This window comes from Pseudomonas sp. HR96, assembly GCF_034059295.1.
GTDB lineage: Bacteria > Pseudomonadota > Gammaproteobacteria > Pseudomonadales > Pseudomonadaceae > Aquipseudomonas.
Genome location: NZ_CP139141.1, coordinates 5,405,803 through 5,421,101, shown reverse-complemented (window position 1 = coordinate 5,421,101; position 15,299 = coordinate 5,405,803). Strand labels below are relative to the sequence as shown.

Sequence of the window (15,299 nt, the reverse complement as noted above, 5' to 3'; positions counted from 1 at the left end):
CGCCCACGCGCCTATAATGACCCCCTTTTTCGCCCAATGATTTGCGGAGTTGGTGATGGTCGAACGTAAGGCGTCCGTCGAGCGCAATACCCTGGAAACCCAGGTCAAAGCCTCGATCAACCTGGATGGCACCGGCAAGGCCCGATTTGCAATCGGTGTGCCTTTCCTGGAGCACATGCTGGACCAGATCGCCCGCCACGGGCTGATCGACCTCGACATCGAGTGCAAGGGCGACCTTGAAATCGACGATCACCATACCGTCGAAGACGTCGGTATCACCCTCGGCCAGGCCTTCAGCCAGGCTGTCGGCGACAAGAAAGGCATCTTCCGCTACGGCCACGCCTACGTCCCGCTGGACGAAGCGCTGTCGCGCGTGGTCATCGACTTCTCCGGCCGCCCCGGCCTGCAGATGCACGTGCCCTACACCCGCGCCACCGTCGGCGGATTCGACGTCGACCTGTTCCAGGAATTCTTCCAGGGCTTCGTCAACCACGCCAATGTCACCCTGCACATCGACAACCTGCGCGGGCACAACACCCACCACCAGATCGAGACCGTGTTCAAGGCCTTCGGCCGCGCCCTGCGCATGGCCATCACCCGTGACGAGCGCATGGCCGGCCAGACCCCGTCGACCAAGGGCGTGCTCTGATGCAGACCGTCGCGGTAATCGACTACGGCATGGGCAACCTGCACTCGGTGGCCAAGGCCCTGGAGCACGTCGGCGCCGGCAAGGTGCTGATCACCAGCGACGCCACGGTGATTCGCGAAGCTGACCGGGTGGTGTTCCCCGGGGTCGGCGCGATTCGCGACTGCATGGCCGAGATCAAGCGCCTGGGCTTCGACAGCCTGGTCCGTGAAGTCAGCCAGAACCGCCCGTTCCTCGGCATCTGCGTGGGCATGCAGGCGCTGATGGAGCGCAGCGAGGAGAGCGGCGGTGTGGACTGCATCGACCTGTTCCCCGGCCAGGTGCGCTTCTTCGGCAAGGACCTGCACGAAGACGGCGCGCACCTGAAGGTGCCGCACATGGGCTGGAACGAAGTGCAGCAGGCGGTGGATCACCCGCTGTGGCACAACATTCCGGACCTGGCGCGCTTCTATTTCGTGCACAGCTACTACATCGAGGCCGGCAAGCCGGGCCAGGTGGTCGGTCGCGGGCACTACGGCAAGGATTTCGCCGCAGCGCTGGCCGAAGGCTCGCGCTTTGCCGTGCAGTTCCACCCCGAGAAGAGCCACACCCACGGCCTGCAGTTGCTGCAGAACTTCGCCGCCTGGGACGGGCGCTGGTAATGGCCAAGGCCAAGCCGCCGATCCTCACGCTCACCAGTGAGCAGGAGAGCGACGCGGCCAACAAGATCAAGCGCTTCATGGCTGAGCGCTTCGACCTCGACCTGGGCTCGTTCGAAGCCCTGGAAGTGCTCGAACTGTTCACCCGCGAAGTCGCGCCGCACTACTACAACCGGGCGATCTTCGATGCTCAGGCACTCCTGAAGGAGCGCTTCGAGAGCATCGAGAGCGACCTCTGGGCGCTCGAGAAAAACTGACTCGAGCCTTGCTGATGACTGAATTTCACAGGTTGCAACAATGCTGATTATTCCCGCTATCGATCTCAAGGACGGCGCTTGCGTGCGTCTGCGCCAGGGCCGCATGGAAGATTCCACGGTGTTTTCCGACGACCCGGTGAGCATGGCCGCCAAGTGGGTCGACGGCGGCTGCCGGCGCCTGCACTTGGTCGACCTGAACGGCGCCTTCGAAGGCCAGCCGGTCAACGGTGAGGTGGTGACCGCCATCGCCAAGCGCTATCCCCAGCTGCCGATCCAGATCGGCGGTGGCATCCGCTCGCTGGAAACCATCGAGCACTACGTGAAAGCCGGCGTCAGCTACGTGATCATCGGCACCAAGGCGGTCAAGCAGCCCGAGTTCGTCGCCGAGGCCTGCCGGGCGTTTCCCGGCAAGGTCATTGTCGGCCTGGATGCCAAGGATGGTTTCGTCGCCACCGACGGCTGGGCCGAAGTCAGCTCGGTGCAGGTCATCGACCTGGCCAAGCGTTTCGAAGCCGATGGCGTCAGCGCCATCGTCTACACCGACATCGCCAAGGACGGCATGATGCAGGGCTGCAATGTGCCCTTCACCGCGGCCCTGGCTGCGGCCACGCGCATTCCGGTGATCGCCTCGGGTGGCATCCACAACCTGGGCGACATCAAGGCCCTGCTCGACGCCAAGGCGCCGGGCATCATCGGCGCCATCACCGGCCGGGCCATCTACGAAGGTACCCTGGACGTCGCCGAGGCCCAGGCTTTCTGCGATTCCTACAACGGCTGAGGAACAGAGCATGGCGCTGGCTAAACGCATCATCCCTTGCCTGGACGTGGATAACGGCCGCGTGGTCAAGGGCGTGAAGTTCGAGAACATCCGCGACGCCGGCGACCCGGTGGAAATCGCCCGACGCTACGACGAGCAGGGTGCCGACGAGATCACCTTCCTCGACATCACCGCCAGCGTCGACGGCCGCGATACCACGCTGCATACCGTCGAGCGCATGGCCAGCCAGGTGTTCATCCCGCTGACCGTGGGCGGCGGCGTGCGCACCGTGCAGGACATCCGCAACCTGCTCAATGCTGGCGCCGACAAGGTCTCGATCAACACTGCCGCGGTGTTCAACCCGGAGTTCGTCGGCGAGGCGGCGGCGCGCTTCGGCTCGCAGTGCATCGTCGTCGCCATCGATGCGAAGAAGGTCTCCGGCCCGGGCGAGACGCCGCGCTGGGAGATCTTCACCCACGGTGGGCGCAAGCCGACCGGCCTGGATGCGGTGGAATGGGCGATGAAGATGGAAGGCCTGGGTGCCGGTGAAATCCTCCTGACCAGCATGGACCAGGACGGCATGAAGAACGGCTTCGACCTTGGTGTGACCCGCGCCATCAGCGACGCGCTGGGCATTCCGGTGATCGCCTCGGGCGGCGTCGGCAACCTCCAGCACCTGGCCGACGGCGTGCTGCAAGGTGGCGCCAGTGCGGTGCTGGCGGCGAGCATTTTCCACTTCGGCGAGTACACCGTGCCGGAAGCCAAGGCGTTCATGGCCCACCAGGGTATCGTGGTGCGCTGAGTCGGATCGCTGGCAATGATGGCCACTGGCCGGTATTTTTTGCTGGACAGTGGCCGGCCGGCTGGGCAAGCTGGCTCCATCGAAGAATGGAGGCTGAGTCATGGTGAAGCGCGTGTGGCAGGCGGCTCTGGCCGGGCTGGTGATGAGCGTTGCCGCAGGGGCGCGGGCTGAGGTGCCGGCGGATTACTCGATGGTGCTGCTGACGGAAAACTTCCCGCCCTACAACATGGCGGCTGGGGGCAAGAACTTCGCCCAGGAAGAAAACCTCAGCGGCATCGCCGTGGATATCGTGCGCGAGATGTTCAAGCGCGCCGGCATCGCCTACAACATGACCCTGCGCTTCCCCTGGGACCGCATCTATAAACTCGCGCTGCAAAACCCCAACTATGGCGTGTTCGTCACCGCACGCATCGCCGAGCGCGAGACATCCTTCAAGTGGGTCGGCCCGATTGGCCCGGACGACTGGGTGATGCTGGCCCGCGACGACAGCAAAATCAGCCTCGACAACCTGCAGCAGGCGCGCAAGATGAAGATCGGCGCCTACAAGGGCGATGCCATTGCCGAAACCCTGACCAAGAAAGGCATCGAGCCGGTGATCGCCCTGCGTGATCAGGACAATGCCAAGAAGCTGCAGAGTGGCGAGATCGACCTGTGGGCCACCGGCGACCCGGCCGGGCGCTACCTGGCACGGCTGGAAGGGGTGACGCACCTCAAGACAGTGTTGCGCTTCAACAGCGACGAGCTGTTCCTGGCCATCAACAAGGACACCCCGGACGAGGTGGTGGCCCGGTTGCAGAAGGCCCTGGACCAGATGCGAGCCGATGGCTATATCGATCAGGTGATGGCCAAGTATCTGTAAGATCCCGCGCGATCCTTGATCTGTGCCGTAGATCAAGCCGGCCTGGCGGCCTCTCGGGGGCTTGGCCCCCTCCCACGCAGACTGCTGGCGGCTTTTGTGGGAGTGGGCGAAGCCCGCGATCTTTTGATCCTTGCCGAAGATCAAACCGGCCTGGCGGCCTCTCGGGGGCTTGGCCCCCTCCCACGCAAGCGTGATCGCCGCATCCCGCGATCTTTTGATCCTTGTCGAAGATCAAACCGGCCTGGCGGCCTCTCGGGGGCTTCTGGAGCGCCGGGCTCCCAAGCAAGCAAAATCTTCGGATGCGAGCGCCGAGGCAGCCCTCACGGATTCTGCGGGTACTCGCCATCCTTGCCATGCCCGGCCATGGCCCGGTTGCCCCGTTCGGCGATCATCTGCAGGATCGGTATCCAGTCCACCCCTTGGCTTTTCAACTTGGGCAGTTCCTTTTCCAGCAGGTCGAGTGTCACCGGATAAGGGTGGCCGATAACTACCACCGAGCCATGCTTGCGGGCGATGTCGATGGCTGTCTGCAATTGCTTGGCTACTGCCTCCGGGGTGCGCACGTCATCGAGGAATACGTCTCGCGACACGCTTGGCACGCCCATGGCCTGGGCCTTGGCTGCGCCGACGGTCTTGGCGCTGGTGCGGCTGTCGACGAAGAACAGGTCGTGGACCTGCAGCGAGGTCATCAGCCAGGTCATGGCGTCCGGCCGCGAGGTCATGCGGCTGCCTTCGTGGTTGTTCAGGCCTTCGGCAAACGGCACCGCAGCGATCGCCGCTTCCAGCCGCGACTGCAATTGCGCCTGGGGCAGGTCGGGGTGCCAGGCGAACGGGCCGGTGGCCGGGTCCATGGGCATATGGATGATCACCGTCTTGCCGGCCTTGTGCGCCTGCTGGGCGAATTCGGCGGCATGGGGGGTGTCGGGCATTACCGCCAGCGTCACCGGCCCTGGCAGCTCCAGGGCGCGACGGTCGCGCGGCAGGTTCTGCCCGAGGTCGTCGATGATCAGGCTGAAATAGGCTGGCGGCGCCCCGTGGGCGCTCGCCGTGAGGCCCAGCGCAAGCGCCAGGCCCAGTGCTTGGCAAAACCTGCGCATATCAGTTGCCGCGGGTCACGCTCAGGCCCTTGAGCAGGGACAGTGCCTGGCTGAGCTGGAAGTCGTCGTCCTGAGGCCGCGCCGAGGCTTTTTTGGCACCCTTGGCCGGGGCCGGTGACGACGCGGTCGGCCGGTCGGCGCCGCCGTTGCCGTTGCCCAGGTGACCCTGCAGGTCGGCTTCCTTGAAGTTTTCCGAGTCGACGTCGTTGGTCACCTTGCCCTGGCGCACTTCCACATCCGGGACAATGCCCTGGGCCTGGATCGAGCGGCCGTTGGGCGTGTAGTACAGCGCGGTGGTGATCTTCAGGGCGCGGTCACCGTTGAGCGGCAGCACGGTCTGCACCGAGCCCTTGCCGAAGCTGTCGGTGCCCATCAGCACGCCACGCTTGTGGTCCTGCAAGGCGCCGGCAACGATCTCGGAGGCCGAGGCGCTGCCGCCGTTGATCAGAACCACCAGGGGGACCTGCTCGCTCTCGTCGTGGCCGGTGGCCGAGAAGCGCAGTTCGGAGTTGGCGATGCGGCCCTTGGTGTAGACGATCAGGCCGCTGCTGATGAAGTGGTCGACCACCTCCACCGCCGCCTGCAACACCCCGCCCGGGTTGTTGCGCAGGTCGAGGATCATGCCGTTGAGCTTCTTGCCGTTGTCCTTGCGCAGCTTGGCCAGGGCCTTGGAGACTTCCTCGCCGGTCTTGACCTGGAACTGGGTGATGCGGATGTAGCCGTAGCCGTTCTCCAGCATCTGCGCCTTGACGCTCTTGACCTGGATAACCGCCCGGGCCACGGTCACGTCGAACGGGTTGCCGCCATCGCGGACCAGGGTCAGGGTGATCTTCTCGCCGATCTTGCCGCGCATCTTGTCGACCGCCTCGGTCATGGTCTGGCCACGGGTCGGCTGGCCGTTGATCTTGACGATCAGGTCGCCGGCCTGGATGCCGGCCTTGGACGCCGGGGTGTCGTCAATGGGCGAGACCACCTTGATGAAGCCGTCCTCGGCGCCCACTTCGATGCCCAGGCCGCCGAATTCGCCGCTGGTGCTTTCCTGCAGCTCCTGGAAATCCTCCGGGCCGAGGTAGGCGGAGTGTGGGTCGAGGTTGCTGAGCATGCCCTTGATGGCGTTTTCCAGCAGCGTCTTGTCATCCACCGGCTCGACGTAGGCGGCCTTGATCCGGTCCATCACCTCGGCGAAGGTGCGCAGCTCTTCGAGCGGCAGTGGCGCCTTGTCGGCGGCTGGCGTCGAGGCGGCGGCAGGCACCGGGGTGTTGACCACCGCGCCGCCCGAGGCCGGGCTCGAGGCTGGCTTGACCGGGGCGGCGACAGGGTCGGCCGCCAGGGCCAGCGGAGCGCCGAGGGTCACGGCGATGGTCAGGGCCAGCGTGGTGAGGCGTGACAGATGCGGCATTAACAAACTCCTAATCCTGTGTTCTACCGTTCCCTGCGCAAGCCTGGAGCCGGAGCATGTCGGCGTCGTCTCGACGCCGTGGTCAATGTTGCGTATCAGCCGCGGCACCACTGTGCAGGGTCCGTCGGTTTACCCTGCTGGCGTATCGCGAAATACAGTGCCGGAGTGTCCTGGCCGCCACTGGTGCCCACCGTCGAGATGGTTTCGCCAGCCTTGACCACATCGCCGGCGCTCTTGAGCAGCGTCTGGTTGTGTCCGTACAGGCTCAGATAGCCGTTGCCATGGTCGAGAATGACCAGAAGTCCGGCGCCGCGCAACCAGTCGGCGAATACCACGCGCCCGCCGTGTACGGCATGCACTGCACTGCCCGCCTGGGCGCTGATCATCACGCCGTCCCACTTGGTGCGCTCGTCGTCGCCACGGGTTTCGCCGAAACGTGCCAACAATCGACCATCGACAGGCCATGGAAGTTTTCCCCGGGCCTCGGCAAATGCACCGCCGAAGGTTTCGCCGCTGCTGGAAACCATCGGCCCGGGGCTTGGCCGTGGCCGTTTCGGCGCAGGCATGTCGTCGTCCTGCTTGCCGGCGTCGGCCTTGCTCTGCGCCTGCGCCTGGGCGCGGGCCTGGGCCTCGCGCTCACGTTGCTTCTGCGCTTGCTGCTCGGCGAGCAAGGCTTTCTGCCGCGCTTCTTCGGCCTCGCGGGCCTGGCGGGCGAGGGTTTCCTCGATGGTCTTGAGCACCTTGGTCAGGTCGGCCTGGTCCTGCTGGCGTGCCTGCAGCTTGGTGTCACGGTCCTTGTACTGGTCGTTGAGCTTGGCCAGTGCCGCCTGGCGGTCCTTGCGCACCTGGTCGAGCTGGGCGCGCTGGTCATCCAGGTTGCCCTGCTGCACCAGCAGCTGCGCCTGTTGCAGCTGGCTCTGGCGCTCGACCTCGGCCAGTTGCTGCAAGGTCTGGTTGAATTGCTTGAGCTGTTCCAGGCGCGCCTGGCTCAGGTAATCGTAATAGGTCAGGGTGCGCGCGAACTTCTCCGGGTTCTGCTGGTTGAGCAGCAGCTTGAGGTATTCCTGGCGCCCACTCTGATAGGCCGCACGCGCTTGAATGGCGATCAAGCGCTGCTGTTCGACACGAGCGCTCTGGAGCTTGGATTTCTCGCCATTGAGCCGCTCCAGCTCGCTTTCAGTCTTTTTTAGTTCTTTTTGCAGGGCCTCCACCTGCTTTTCCAGCTTGCCCATTTCGGTTTCAGTGGTGCGCAGGTCTTTCTGCACGCCGGATTTTTCTTGCTGCAGCTGATTCATGGTCTTTTGCAGATCGGCGATGTCCTTGCGCGTGGCATCCAGCTGCTGCTGGGTTTGCGCGCGGTCATCGGCAAAGGCCGTGCTCAGCAGGCAGAACGAGGTCAGGAATATCAGGACGCGAAGCATGAGGGTGGCGGTCACCATGGAAAGGACGGTCTAGTATGCCCGCCGCTAGTGGCAAAAAAAACGCCTCGCGTGCTTGCGCAGCAAGGCGTTTGCTGAAAATGCCGGGTATCAGCCCTCGACCAGGATCGAGGTGCCGGTCATTTCTTGTGGCTTGTCCAGGCCCATCAGGTACAGCATGGTCGGCGCCACGTCGGCCAGCACGCCGCCTTCGCGGACCTTGAGGTTGCGCTTGCCGACGTACACGAAAGGCACCGGCTCGGTGGTGTGCGCGGTGTGTGCCTGGCCGGTGTCCTTGTCTTCCATCTTCTCGACGTTGCCGTGGTCGGCGGTGATCAGCGCTTCACCGCCGACCTTGTCGAGCGCCTCGACGATGCGCCCCACGCACTGGTCCAGGCACTGCACGGCCTTGACCGCAGCGTCGAAGATGCCGCTGTGGCCGACCATGTCGCCGTTGGCGTAGTTGACCACGATGACGTCGTAGCGCTGGTGCTCGATGGCGTCGACGATCTTGTCGGTGACCTCCGGCGCGCTCATCTCTGGCTGCAGGTCGTAGGTGGCGACCTTCGGCGAGGGGATGAGGATGCGCTCTTCACCGGCGAAAGGTTCTTCGCGGCCACCGGAGAAGAAGAAGGTCACATGGGCGTATTTCTCGGTCTCGGCGATGCGCAGCTGGGTCTTGCCGTTGTTGGCCAGGTATTCGCCGAGCACGTTGTGCAGGCTGCCGGCGGCGAAGGCGGCCGGGGCCGGGATGTTCACCGAGTACTGGGTCAGGCCGACGTAGCCGGCCAGTTTGGCCTGGCGCTTGCGGGCGAACTCCTTGAAGTCGTCCTCGACGAAGGGGCGGGTGATTTCCCGCGCGCGGTCGGCGCGAAAGTTCATGAACACCACGGCGTCGCCGTCTTCAACCTTCACCGCATCGCCGATGCTGGTGGCCTTGACGAACTCGTCGTTCTCGTCGCGGGCATAGGCGGCTTCCAGGCCTTCGACAGGCGTTGCGGCGTGGAACAGCGCTTCACCGTCGACGATAAGGTTGTAGGCGGCTTCGACGCGGTCCCAGCGGTTATCGCGGTCCATGGCGAAGTAGCGGCCGATGATGCTCGCGGTGCGGCCCTTGCCGAGACGCGCGAAGGTGGCGTCCATCAGCTCCAGCGAGGCCTTGGCACTGCGCGGAGGGGTGTCGCGGCCGTCGAGGAAGGCGTGCAGGTAGATCTTCTCGGCACCTTGCCGGGCGGCCAGTTCGGCCATGGCCACCAGATGGTCCTGGTGGCTGTGCACGCCGCCGTCGGAGAGCAGGCCCATGATGTGCACGGCCTTGCCGGCACTCACGGCCTTGTCCACGGCCGCACAGATGGTCGGGTTGCTGAAGAACTCGCCATCGCGGATGGCCTTGGTGACCCGGGTGAAATCCTGATACACCACGCGGCCGGCGCCGAGGTTCATGTGGCCGACTTCGGAGTTGCCCATCTGCCCGTCCGGCAGGCCGACGTCCATCCCTGAGCCGGAGATCAGGCCATTGGGCTGGTTGGCCAGCAGGCGGTCGAACACAGGCATCTTCGCCGAGTAGACCGCGTTGTATTCATGGCTATCGCTGTGGCCGAAACCGTCCAGGATAATCAGTACCAAAGGTTTAGGCGTGGTAGTCATGGATGCCACTCGTTGTTGTTGAGGGTCAGGGTCAAGGACGGGCATTTTAGGCCATTGGCGAGGGTCGCGAGCAACCGACTTTGCGCAGCGGCGCATTTGTCTGCCCGTGCTGGACGCAATTCATTGCACTGACAGTAGCAAGCGCTGCACAGTTCCATGATGACGACTGCCCGACGGGCTTTGGCCGGCCTTGGCGGCTGTGTATACTGGCCCACATTTTTACGCTCTGGAAGCCGCTGATGCTTGCTCACTTCATCGAATTTGCCACGAATCACTATCTGCTGGTCGGCGTTTTCGCCGTGTTGCTGGTGTTGCTGCTGGTCCTGGAAATGGGCAAGGGCGGTCGCAGCCTGAGCTCGCGCGAACTCACCGCGCTGGTCAACGCCGATCAAGGCGTGGTCATCGACATCCGCGCCAAGAAAGACTATTCCAGCGGGCATATCGTTGGCGCCTTGAACATCCCCCAGGAGAAAGTCGCCGAGCGCATGGGCGAGCTGGAGAAACACAAGGGCAAGACCTTGATCGTGGTCGACAGCATCGGCCAGCACTCGGGCACGACCTGCGCTGCGCTGATCAAGGCCGGCTTCACCGCCGCCAAGTTGTCAGGTGGTGTTTCCACCTGGCGCTCCGACAACCTTCCTTTGGTAAAGTGACATGTCTCGCGTCGTCGTCTACTCAAGTGACTGGTGCCCATACTGCATGCGCGCCAAGTCGCTGCTGGAAAGCAAGAACGTTGCCTTCGAGGAAATTCGCGTCGACGGCAAGCCTCAGCTTCGCGCTGAAATGTCCAGCAAGGCGGGCCGCACGTCGGTGCCGCAGATCTGGATCGGCGAGACTCACGTCGGTGGTTGCGACGACCTGTTTGCCCTGGAGCGCGCCGGCAAGCTCGACGCGCTGCTCAAGGCTTGAACCCTCTCTCTACGTCCCGCAAGTAAGTAAGGATCTGCAATGACTGATCAAGCTGCAAACGGCGCCGCCGCTGGCGACAACGAACCCCAATTCTCCCTGCAGCGTATCTACGTGCGCGACGTATCGTTCGAGGCCCCGAAGAGCCCGGCGATCTTCCGTCAGCAGTGGGAGCCGAGCGTTGCCCTGGACCTGAACACTCGCCAGAAGGCTCTGGAATCGGACTTCTTCGAAGTGGTGCTGACCCTGTCGGTCACCGTGAAGAACGGTGAAGAGGTTGCCTTCATCGCCGAAGTGCAGCAGGCCGGTATCTTCCTGATCAAGAATCTGGACGACGCTTCGATGAGCCACACCCTGGGTGCGTTCTGCCCGAACATTCTCTTCCCGTACGCGCGCGAAGCGCTGGACAGCCTGGTGACCCGTGGTTCGTTCCCGGCGCTGATGCTGGCCCCGGTCAACTTCGACGCCCTGTACGCGCAAGAGCTGCAGCGCATGCAGGAAGCCGGCGAGACGCCTACCGTTCAGTAAGCGCTGGTTGCTGCTGAAAAAAAACGCCCCTCGGGGCGTTTTTTTGTCCGCTCGCAGTAAGCGGATCCGACCGTAGGAGCGGGCTGGCCCGCGAAGTTCCGCTCAGGCAAACCCCTGCTGGCGCCAGGCCTCGTACACCGCCACTGCCACCGTATTCGAGAGATTCAGGCTGCGACTGCCCTCGCGCATCGGCAAACGCAGCTTGTGCTCGCCATCCAGCGCGTCCAGCACCTCGGCCGGCAGCCCACGGCTTTCCGGGCCAAACAGGAAGGCATCGCCCGGCTCGAATGCGGCATCATGAAACGGCCGCGAGCCCTTGGTGGTGAAGGCGAACAGGCGCGGCTGCCCCAGCGCCGCCAGGCAGCTGGCCAGGTCGCTGTGGCGTTGCAGGCTGGCGTACTCGTGGTAGTCCAGGCCGGCGCGGCGCAGGCGTTTATCGTCGAGCTCGAAGCCGATCGGCTCGATCAGGTGCAAATCGCAGCCGCTGTTGGCGCACAGCCTGATAATGTTGCCGGTATTAGGTGGTATTTCCGGTTGAAAAAGGATGACGTGAAACATGCACGGCTCCGAACTGAAGGACGGGCAGCATTCTACCCCCGATCCGAAGGAACGTTCGCAACTCTGGCCGCGGGTATTGGGCTCGATGGCAATCTTTGCGCTGATGGTCGGCATGATGATCGGCCGCCTGACCCTGCCCACTCCGGCGCAGCTCGAAGAGGTGCAGGCCGGGCCCGACCACCTGACGCTGTGGTTCAACCACGAGACGCAGCTGCACGGCGAACACGTCGATGGGGCGATTGCGATGCTGTTTGCCGCCGAGGGCAGTGCGCAGAATGGCCAGTTGCAGGTCAACGGCAAGTTCGTCAACTGGCGGGTGGCCCATAGCGACAGGGGATTGTTCCTGAGCGTGGTGGCGGCCCGGCCGTTGCACGGAGAGTGGAGCGGTGCGAAGGTTGACGGGCGCTGGCGTCTGGAGATCCTTCTCCGTGAGCAATAAAAGAGGGAATCCCCGGCCTGCCTGTACCAAGGTCCCCAAAAGGGTGGGAGCCTGTGCGGCGGTGGTGCCGCACGTCCCGGTGTAAAAGAGGGAATCCCCGGCCTGCCTGTACCAAGGTCCCCAAAAGGGTGGGAGTCTGTGTGGCGATGGTTGCCGCACGTCCCGGTGTAAAAGAGGGGAATCCCCGGCCTGCCTGTACCAAGGTCCCCGAAACGGGTGGGTGAGCATCTTGCTCATCCATGACTAGTACATTGCAGGGCGCGTGCCAGTTCTGCTTTTTTCTTGATTGCTGCGCTGGAGGCCCCGTAGTACAAGGGCTGCAGCGTTTGCGAGAACGACTGGTGCGGTCTTCTGAATGATTTCGAATCGATTCAGCGCGCATTCAGGCGGTGCATGGAGTGGGTCTGGTGCACTAAGGCGGAGATATTTCTGCACGGGAGATCATGGTCAAATCGGCCTGGGCCTCTCGGGGGCTTTGCCCCCTCCCACCTTGGGATGCGGCTGGCTTGCACAAAAAAAAGCCCGCGAAGCAGTCGCGGGCTTTTTCAACCAGGCATCAGCTCAGGCGTCGTCGCTTTCATCCTCATCGCCGCCGTCGACCTTCATGCCCAGCTCCTTGATCTTGCGGGTCAAGGTGTTGCGGCCCCAGCCCAGCAGCACGGCGGCGTCGCGACGGCGGCCGGCGGTGTGCTTGAGGGCGGTCTCGATCATGATCCGCTCGAAGCTCGGCACCGCGCTGTCGAGCAGGCTCGATTGGCCGCGGGCCAGGGCCTGGTCGGCCCACTGGCGCAGGGCCTGTTCCCAGTTGGTGACCGGCGCGGAGTCCTGCGGCAGGCTCAACAGCTCCGGCGGCAGGTCGCTGATGTGCACTTCGCGGCCCGAGGCCATTACCGTGATCCAGCGGCAGGTGTTCTCCAGCTGGCGCACGTTGCCCGGCCACGGCAGGTTTTTCAGGTACTCCTCGGTCTCGCTCTTGAGCAGCTTGGGCTCAACGGCCAGCTCCTGGGCTGCGCGGCTGAGGAAGTGCCGGGCGAGGGTCGGAATGTCCTCGCGGCGGTCGGACATGCGCGGGATGTGGATGCGGATGACGTTGAGGCGGTGGAACAAGTCCTCGCGGAATTTGCCGGCATGCACCAGGGTTTCCAGGTTCTGGTGGGTCGCGGCGATGATGCGCACGTCGACCTTGACCGGGGTGTGGCCACCGACCCGGTAGAACTCGCCGTCGGCCAGCACGCGCAACAGGCGGGTCTGGGTGTCGGCCGGCATGTCGCCGATCTCGTCGAGGAACAGCGTGCCGCCGTCAGCCTGTTCGAAGCGTCCGCGGCGCAGGTTGGCAGCGCCCGTGAAGGCGCCTTTCTCATGGCCGAACAGCTCGGATTCCATCAGGTCCTTGGGAATCGCCGCCATGTTCAGGGCAATGAACGGCGAAGCCGCGCGCGGACTGTGACGGTGCAAGGCGTGGGCGACCAGCTCTTTACCGGTACCCGACTCACCGTTGATCAACACGGTGATATTGGAGTGGCTGAGGCGGCCGATGGCGCGGAACACCTCCTGCATGGCCGGCGCTTCGCCAATGATTTCCGGGGTGCGGGTCAGTGCCGGCACTTCGTGCAGGCCTTGCTGTTCCTGGGCGTGCTGGTTGGCGCGCTTGACCAGCGACACCGCCTCGTCGACATCGAACGGCTTGGGCAGGTACTCGAACGCACCGCCCTGGTAGGACGCCACGGCGCTGTCCAGGTCCGAGTGCGCGGTCATGATGATCACCGGCAGGCGCGGGTGCTGTTCGCGAATGCGCGCCAGCAGGTCCAGGCCACTGGCCCCGGGCATGCGGATGTCGGAGATGATCACGTCAGGCTGCTGGCGGGCGAGGCGGCTCATCACCCCGTCGGCGCTGTCGAAGCTTTGCGTGGTCATGCCTTCCTGTTGCAGCGCCTTTTCCAGCACCCAACGGATGGAACGGTCGTCATCGACGATCCAGACAGTTTCACTACGGCTCATGACGAAGCGGCTCCTTGTTCCAGCGGCAGAAAGATCGAGAACGTGGTGTGGCCAGGATGGCTTTCACATTCGATCAGCCCCTGGTGCTGACTAATGATGTTCTGAGTGATGGCCAGCCCCAGGCCGGTGCCGTCCGGGCGCCCGCTGACCATGGGGTAGAAAATGGTTTCCTGCAGTTCGGCCGGGATGCCCGGGCCGTTGTCGGTGATCTCGATCTTGCTCACCAGGCGATGGCGCGTATGGCCGATGGTGAACTGGCGCATGGCCCGGGTGCGCAGGCTGATGCGGCCCAGGCGCAGCTCGTTCTGGCCACTGATGGCCTGCATGGCGTTGCGTACGATGTTGAGCACCGCCTGGATCATTTGTTCCCGGTCGATCAGCACGTCGGGAATGCTCGGGTCGTAATCGCGCACCAAAGTGATGCAGCCTTGGCTCTCTGCCTCGACCAGGCTGCAGACCCGCTCCAGCACCTCGTGGATGTTGGTCATGGCCAGCGACGGCAGCTTGTTGGAGCCGAGCATGCGGTCCACCAGGTTCCGCAGGCGGTCGGCTTCTTCGATGATGACATTGGTGTAGTCCTTGAGGCTTTCCTCGGGCAGCTCGCGCGCCAGCAGCTGCGCCGCACCGCGAATGCCGCCCAGCGGGTTCTTGATTTCATGGGCCAGGCCGCGCACCAGCATTTTGGTGGTTTCCTGCTTGGACAGCTGGGCCTCCTCCTTGGTGATGCGCAGCAGCCGGTCACGGGGGTGAACTTCGAGCAGCAGCAGGGTCTGGCCCTTGCTCAGAATCGGCGTGACGGCGTAGTCCACGGTCAAGGTCTGGCCCGTGAGCGCGGTCAGCATCGCCTCGCGCTTGGTGAATGGGTGGGCCTGCTCCACCGCCTGACGCAAGGAGTTGAGGGCTTCGACCGACTCGGTGAACAGCTCGCTGATGAACTGCCCATGGCTGCGCTGACCGCTGATTGCCAGCAGCATCTCCGCTGCGGGGTTCATGTACTCAAGGCGCAGTTCGGCGTTGAGCAGAATGGTGGCAGTGGTCAGGTTGTCGAGTAACAGTCGGTGCAGTGCATCACTGATGGTCATTAGGATGTCGTTGACCTCTTTTGGCACATTGCAGCCTCGGAAGCCTCCGAGCCGCGCGCGTCGATAATTGCTGATGCACTTAAAATGCAAAAACCAAACCAAGGCTCCGAAAAGAAGCGCGAATACTCGGGCGGGGCGCAAAGACTGCCCATTCCACGAGCCCCGAGGGCGGTGACCGGTCAAATCGCCCAGAGAGTGGGCAAGCATGGCGCGCGCCTCGTTCAGCTTTGCACCAAACTGGAGCGCATGGCCAGCGTCACCTGTCGCG

Annotated in this window: 17 protein-coding genes; 10 read left to right on the top strand and 7 right to left on the bottom strand. The window is 63.9% G+C overall.

All coding sequences use genetic code 11. From position 1 onward, the window contains the following. The first annotated feature begins 55 nt into the window (after positions 1 to 55). The 6 genes from hisB to SFA35_RS24220 all read left to right on the top strand — a co-directional run bounded on the left by hisB (position 56) and on the right by SFA35_RS24220 (position 3,959). A complete protein-coding gene (gene hisB, locus SFA35_RS24245; protein WP_320573521.1) occupies positions 56 to 649 on the top strand; it encodes an imidazoleglycerol-phosphate dehydratase HisB in 594 nt (197 codons plus the stop codon). Continuing rightward, complete coding sequence (hisH, locus tag SFA35_RS24240; RefSeq protein WP_320573519.1) at positions 649 to 1,287, top strand: imidazole glycerol phosphate synthase subunit HisH; 639 nt, start codon at positions 649 to 651, stop codon at positions 1,285 to 1,287. The genes hisB and hisH overlap by 1 nt, the downstream gene beginning before the upstream one ends. Further along, positions 1,287 to 1,541 carry a DUF2164 domain-containing protein gene (locus tag SFA35_RS24235; RefSeq protein ID WP_320573517.1) on the top strand — a complete coding sequence of 85 codons (255 nt, stop codon included), beginning with the start codon at positions 1,287 to 1,289 and terminating at the stop codon, positions 1,539 to 1,541. Before hisH ends, SFA35_RS24235 begins: the two co-directional genes overlap by 1 nt. 40 nt (positions 1,542 to 1,581) lie before the next feature. Continuing rightward, the gene (gene hisA / locus SFA35_RS24230) at positions 1,582 to 2,319 is read left to right on the top strand and encodes a 1-(5-phosphoribosyl)-5-[(5-phosphoribosylamino)methylideneamino]imidazole-4-carboxamide isomerase (RefSeq protein ID WP_320573515.1); all 738 of its coding nucleotides are present in this window, start codon (positions 1,582 to 1,584) and stop codon (positions 2,317 to 2,319) included. 10 nt (positions 2,320 to 2,329) lie between these two features. Next, positions 2,330 to 3,100: an imidazole glycerol phosphate synthase subunit HisF gene (gene hisF / locus SFA35_RS24225; RefSeq protein ID WP_320573513.1), complete on the top strand. Its 771-nt coding sequence runs from the start codon at positions 2,330 to 2,332 to the stop codon at positions 3,098 to 3,100. Positions 3,101 to 3,200: 100 nt separating this feature from the next. Then, positions 3,201 to 3,959 carry an ABC transporter substrate-binding protein gene (locus tag SFA35_RS24220; protein WP_320573511.1) on the top strand — a complete coding sequence of 253 codons (759 nt, stop codon included), beginning with the start codon at positions 3,201 to 3,203 and terminating at the stop codon, positions 3,957 to 3,959. A 320-nt stretch (positions 3,960 to 4,279) separates the two neighbouring features. Here SFA35_RS24220 and SFA35_RS24215 read toward each other — a convergent pair whose 3' ends face one another. The 4 genes from SFA35_RS24215 to gpmI form a co-directional block, all read right to left on the bottom strand. Then, a complete protein-coding gene (locus SFA35_RS24215) occupies positions 4,280 to 5,056 on the bottom strand; it encodes a divergent polysaccharide deacetylase family protein (RefSeq protein WP_320573509.1) in 777 nt (258 codons plus the stop codon). Position 5,057: 1 nt separating this feature from the next. Next, positions 5,058 to 6,455 carry a S41 family peptidase gene (locus SFA35_RS24210; RefSeq protein ID WP_320573507.1) on the bottom strand — a complete coding sequence of 466 codons (1,398 nt, stop codon included), beginning with the start codon at positions 6,453 to 6,455 and terminating at the stop codon, positions 5,058 to 5,060. 95 nt (positions 6,456 to 6,550) lie between these two features. Beyond that, positions 6,551 to 7,876, bottom strand: a complete 1,326-nt coding sequence (locus tag SFA35_RS24205) for a murein hydrolase activator EnvC (protein WP_320573505.1) — start codon at positions 7,874 to 7,876, stop codon at positions 6,551 to 6,553. A gap of 108 nt (positions 7,877 to 7,984) precedes the next feature. Further along, positions 7,985 to 9,520 carry a 2,3-bisphosphoglycerate-independent phosphoglycerate mutase gene (gpmI, locus tag SFA35_RS24200; RefSeq protein ID WP_320573503.1) on the bottom strand — a complete coding sequence of 512 codons (1,536 nt, stop codon included), beginning with the start codon at positions 9,518 to 9,520 and terminating at the stop codon, positions 7,985 to 7,987. Between the two features lie 239 nt (positions 9,521 to 9,759). On the opposite strand from gpmI, the gene SFA35_RS24195 reads away from it, so the two are divergent. Genes SFA35_RS24195 through secB form a run of 3 tightly spaced genes read left to right on the top strand, consistent with a single transcriptional unit; the run spans position 9,760 to position 10,954 of the window. Then, positions 9,760 to 10,173: a rhodanese-like domain-containing protein gene (locus SFA35_RS24195; protein WP_320573501.1), complete on the top strand. Its 414-nt coding sequence runs from the start codon at positions 9,760 to 9,762 to the stop codon at positions 10,171 to 10,173. Between the two features lies 1 nt (position 10,174). Further along, entirely contained in the window at positions 10,175 to 10,429 is a 255-nt protein-coding gene (grxC, locus tag SFA35_RS24190) for a glutaredoxin 3 (protein WP_320573499.1), read from the top strand. A gap of 39 nt (positions 10,430 to 10,468) precedes the next feature. Then, the gene (secB, locus tag SFA35_RS24185; protein WP_320573497.1) at positions 10,469 to 10,954 is read left to right on the top strand and encodes a protein-export chaperone SecB; all 486 of its coding nucleotides are present in this window, start codon (positions 10,469 to 10,471) and stop codon (positions 10,952 to 10,954) included. 102 nt (positions 10,955 to 11,056) lie between these two features. Here secB and trmL read toward each other — a convergent pair whose 3' ends face one another. Further along, on the bottom strand, positions 11,057 to 11,512 hold the full coding sequence (trmL, locus tag SFA35_RS24180; RefSeq protein ID WP_320573495.1) for a tRNA (uridine(34)/cytosine(34)/5-carboxymethylaminomethyluridine(34)-2'-O)-methyltransferase TrmL: 456 nt from the start codon (positions 11,510 to 11,512) through the stop codon (positions 11,057 to 11,059). On the opposite strand from trmL, the gene SFA35_RS24175 reads away from it, so the two are divergent. Then, entirely contained in the window at positions 11,511 to 11,951 is a 441-nt protein-coding gene (locus SFA35_RS24175) for a hypothetical protein (RefSeq protein WP_320573493.1), read from the top strand. The two genes, trmL and SFA35_RS24175, sit on opposite strands and share 2 nt — an antisense overlap. A 561-nt stretch (positions 11,952 to 12,512) precedes the next feature. On the opposite strand, the gene ntrC is transcribed toward SFA35_RS24175, so the two are convergent. Both ntrC and glnL read right to left on the bottom strand, forming a co-directional pair. Beyond that, entirely contained in the window at positions 12,513 to 13,949 is a 1,437-nt protein-coding gene (gene ntrC, locus SFA35_RS24170; protein WP_320573491.1) for a nitrogen regulation protein NR(I), read from the bottom strand. Beyond that, positions 13,946 to 15,031, bottom strand: a complete 1,086-nt coding sequence (gene glnL, locus SFA35_RS24165; protein WP_320573489.1) for a nitrogen regulation protein NR(II) — start codon at positions 15,029 to 15,031, stop codon at positions 13,946 to 13,948. The genes ntrC and glnL overlap by 4 nt, the downstream gene beginning before the upstream one ends. Positions 15,032 to 15,299: the final 268 nt, after the last annotated feature.

Coding starts and splice junctions, on each gene's coding strand:
- hisB (WP_320573521.1), top strand. CDS start 56: ATGGTCGAACGTAAGGCGTCCGTCGAGCGCAATACCCTGGAAACCCAG.
- gpmI (WP_320573503.1), bottom strand. CDS start 9,520: ATGACTACCACGCCTAAACCTTTGGTACTGATTATCCTGGACGGTTTC.
- secB (WP_320573497.1), top strand. CDS start 10,469: ATGACTGATCAAGCTGCAAACGGCGCCGCCGCTGGCGACAACGAACCC.
- glnL (WP_320573489.1), bottom strand. CDS start 15,031: ATGACCATCAGTGATGCACTGCACCGACTGTTACTCGACAACCTGACC.
- hisF (WP_320573513.1), top strand. CDS start 2,330: ATGGCGCTGGCTAAACGCATCATCCCTTGCCTGGACGTGGATAACGGC.
- SFA35_RS24220 (WP_320573511.1), top strand. CDS start 3,201: ATGGTGAAGCGCGTGTGGCAGGCGGCTCTGGCCGGGCTGGTGATGAGC.
- ntrC (WP_320573491.1), bottom strand. CDS start 13,949: ATGAGCCGTAGTGAAACTGTCTGGATCGTCGATGACGACCGTTCCATC.
- SFA35_RS24205 (WP_320573505.1), bottom strand. CDS start 7,876: ATGCTTCGCGTCCTGATATTCCTGACCTCGTTCTGCCTGCTGAGCACG.
- SFA35_RS24215 (WP_320573509.1), bottom strand. CDS start 5,056: ATGCGCAGGTTTTGCCAAGCACTGGGCCTGGCGCTTGCGCTGGGCCTC.
- SFA35_RS24195 (WP_320573501.1), top strand. CDS start 9,760: ATGCTTGCTCACTTCATCGAATTTGCCACGAATCACTATCTGCTGGTC.
- grxC (WP_320573499.1), top strand. CDS start 10,175: ATGTCTCGCGTCGTCGTCTACTCAAGTGACTGGTGCCCATACTGCATG.
- trmL (WP_320573495.1), bottom strand. CDS start 11,512: ATGTTTCACGTCATCCTTTTTCAACCGGAAATACCACCTAATACCGGC.
- hisA (WP_320573515.1), top strand. CDS start 1,582: ATGCTGATTATTCCCGCTATCGATCTCAAGGACGGCGCTTGCGTGCGT.
- SFA35_RS24235 (WP_320573517.1), top strand. CDS start 1,287: ATGGCCAAGGCCAAGCCGCCGATCCTCACGCTCACCAGTGAGCAGGAG.
- hisH (WP_320573519.1), top strand. CDS start 649: ATGCAGACCGTCGCGGTAATCGACTACGGCATGGGCAACCTGCACTCG.
- SFA35_RS24210 (WP_320573507.1), bottom strand. CDS start 6,455: ATGCCGCATCTGTCACGCCTCACCACGCTGGCCCTGACCATCGCCGTG.
- SFA35_RS24175 (WP_320573493.1), top strand. CDS start 11,511: ATGCACGGCTCCGAACTGAAGGACGGGCAGCATTCTACCCCCGATCCG.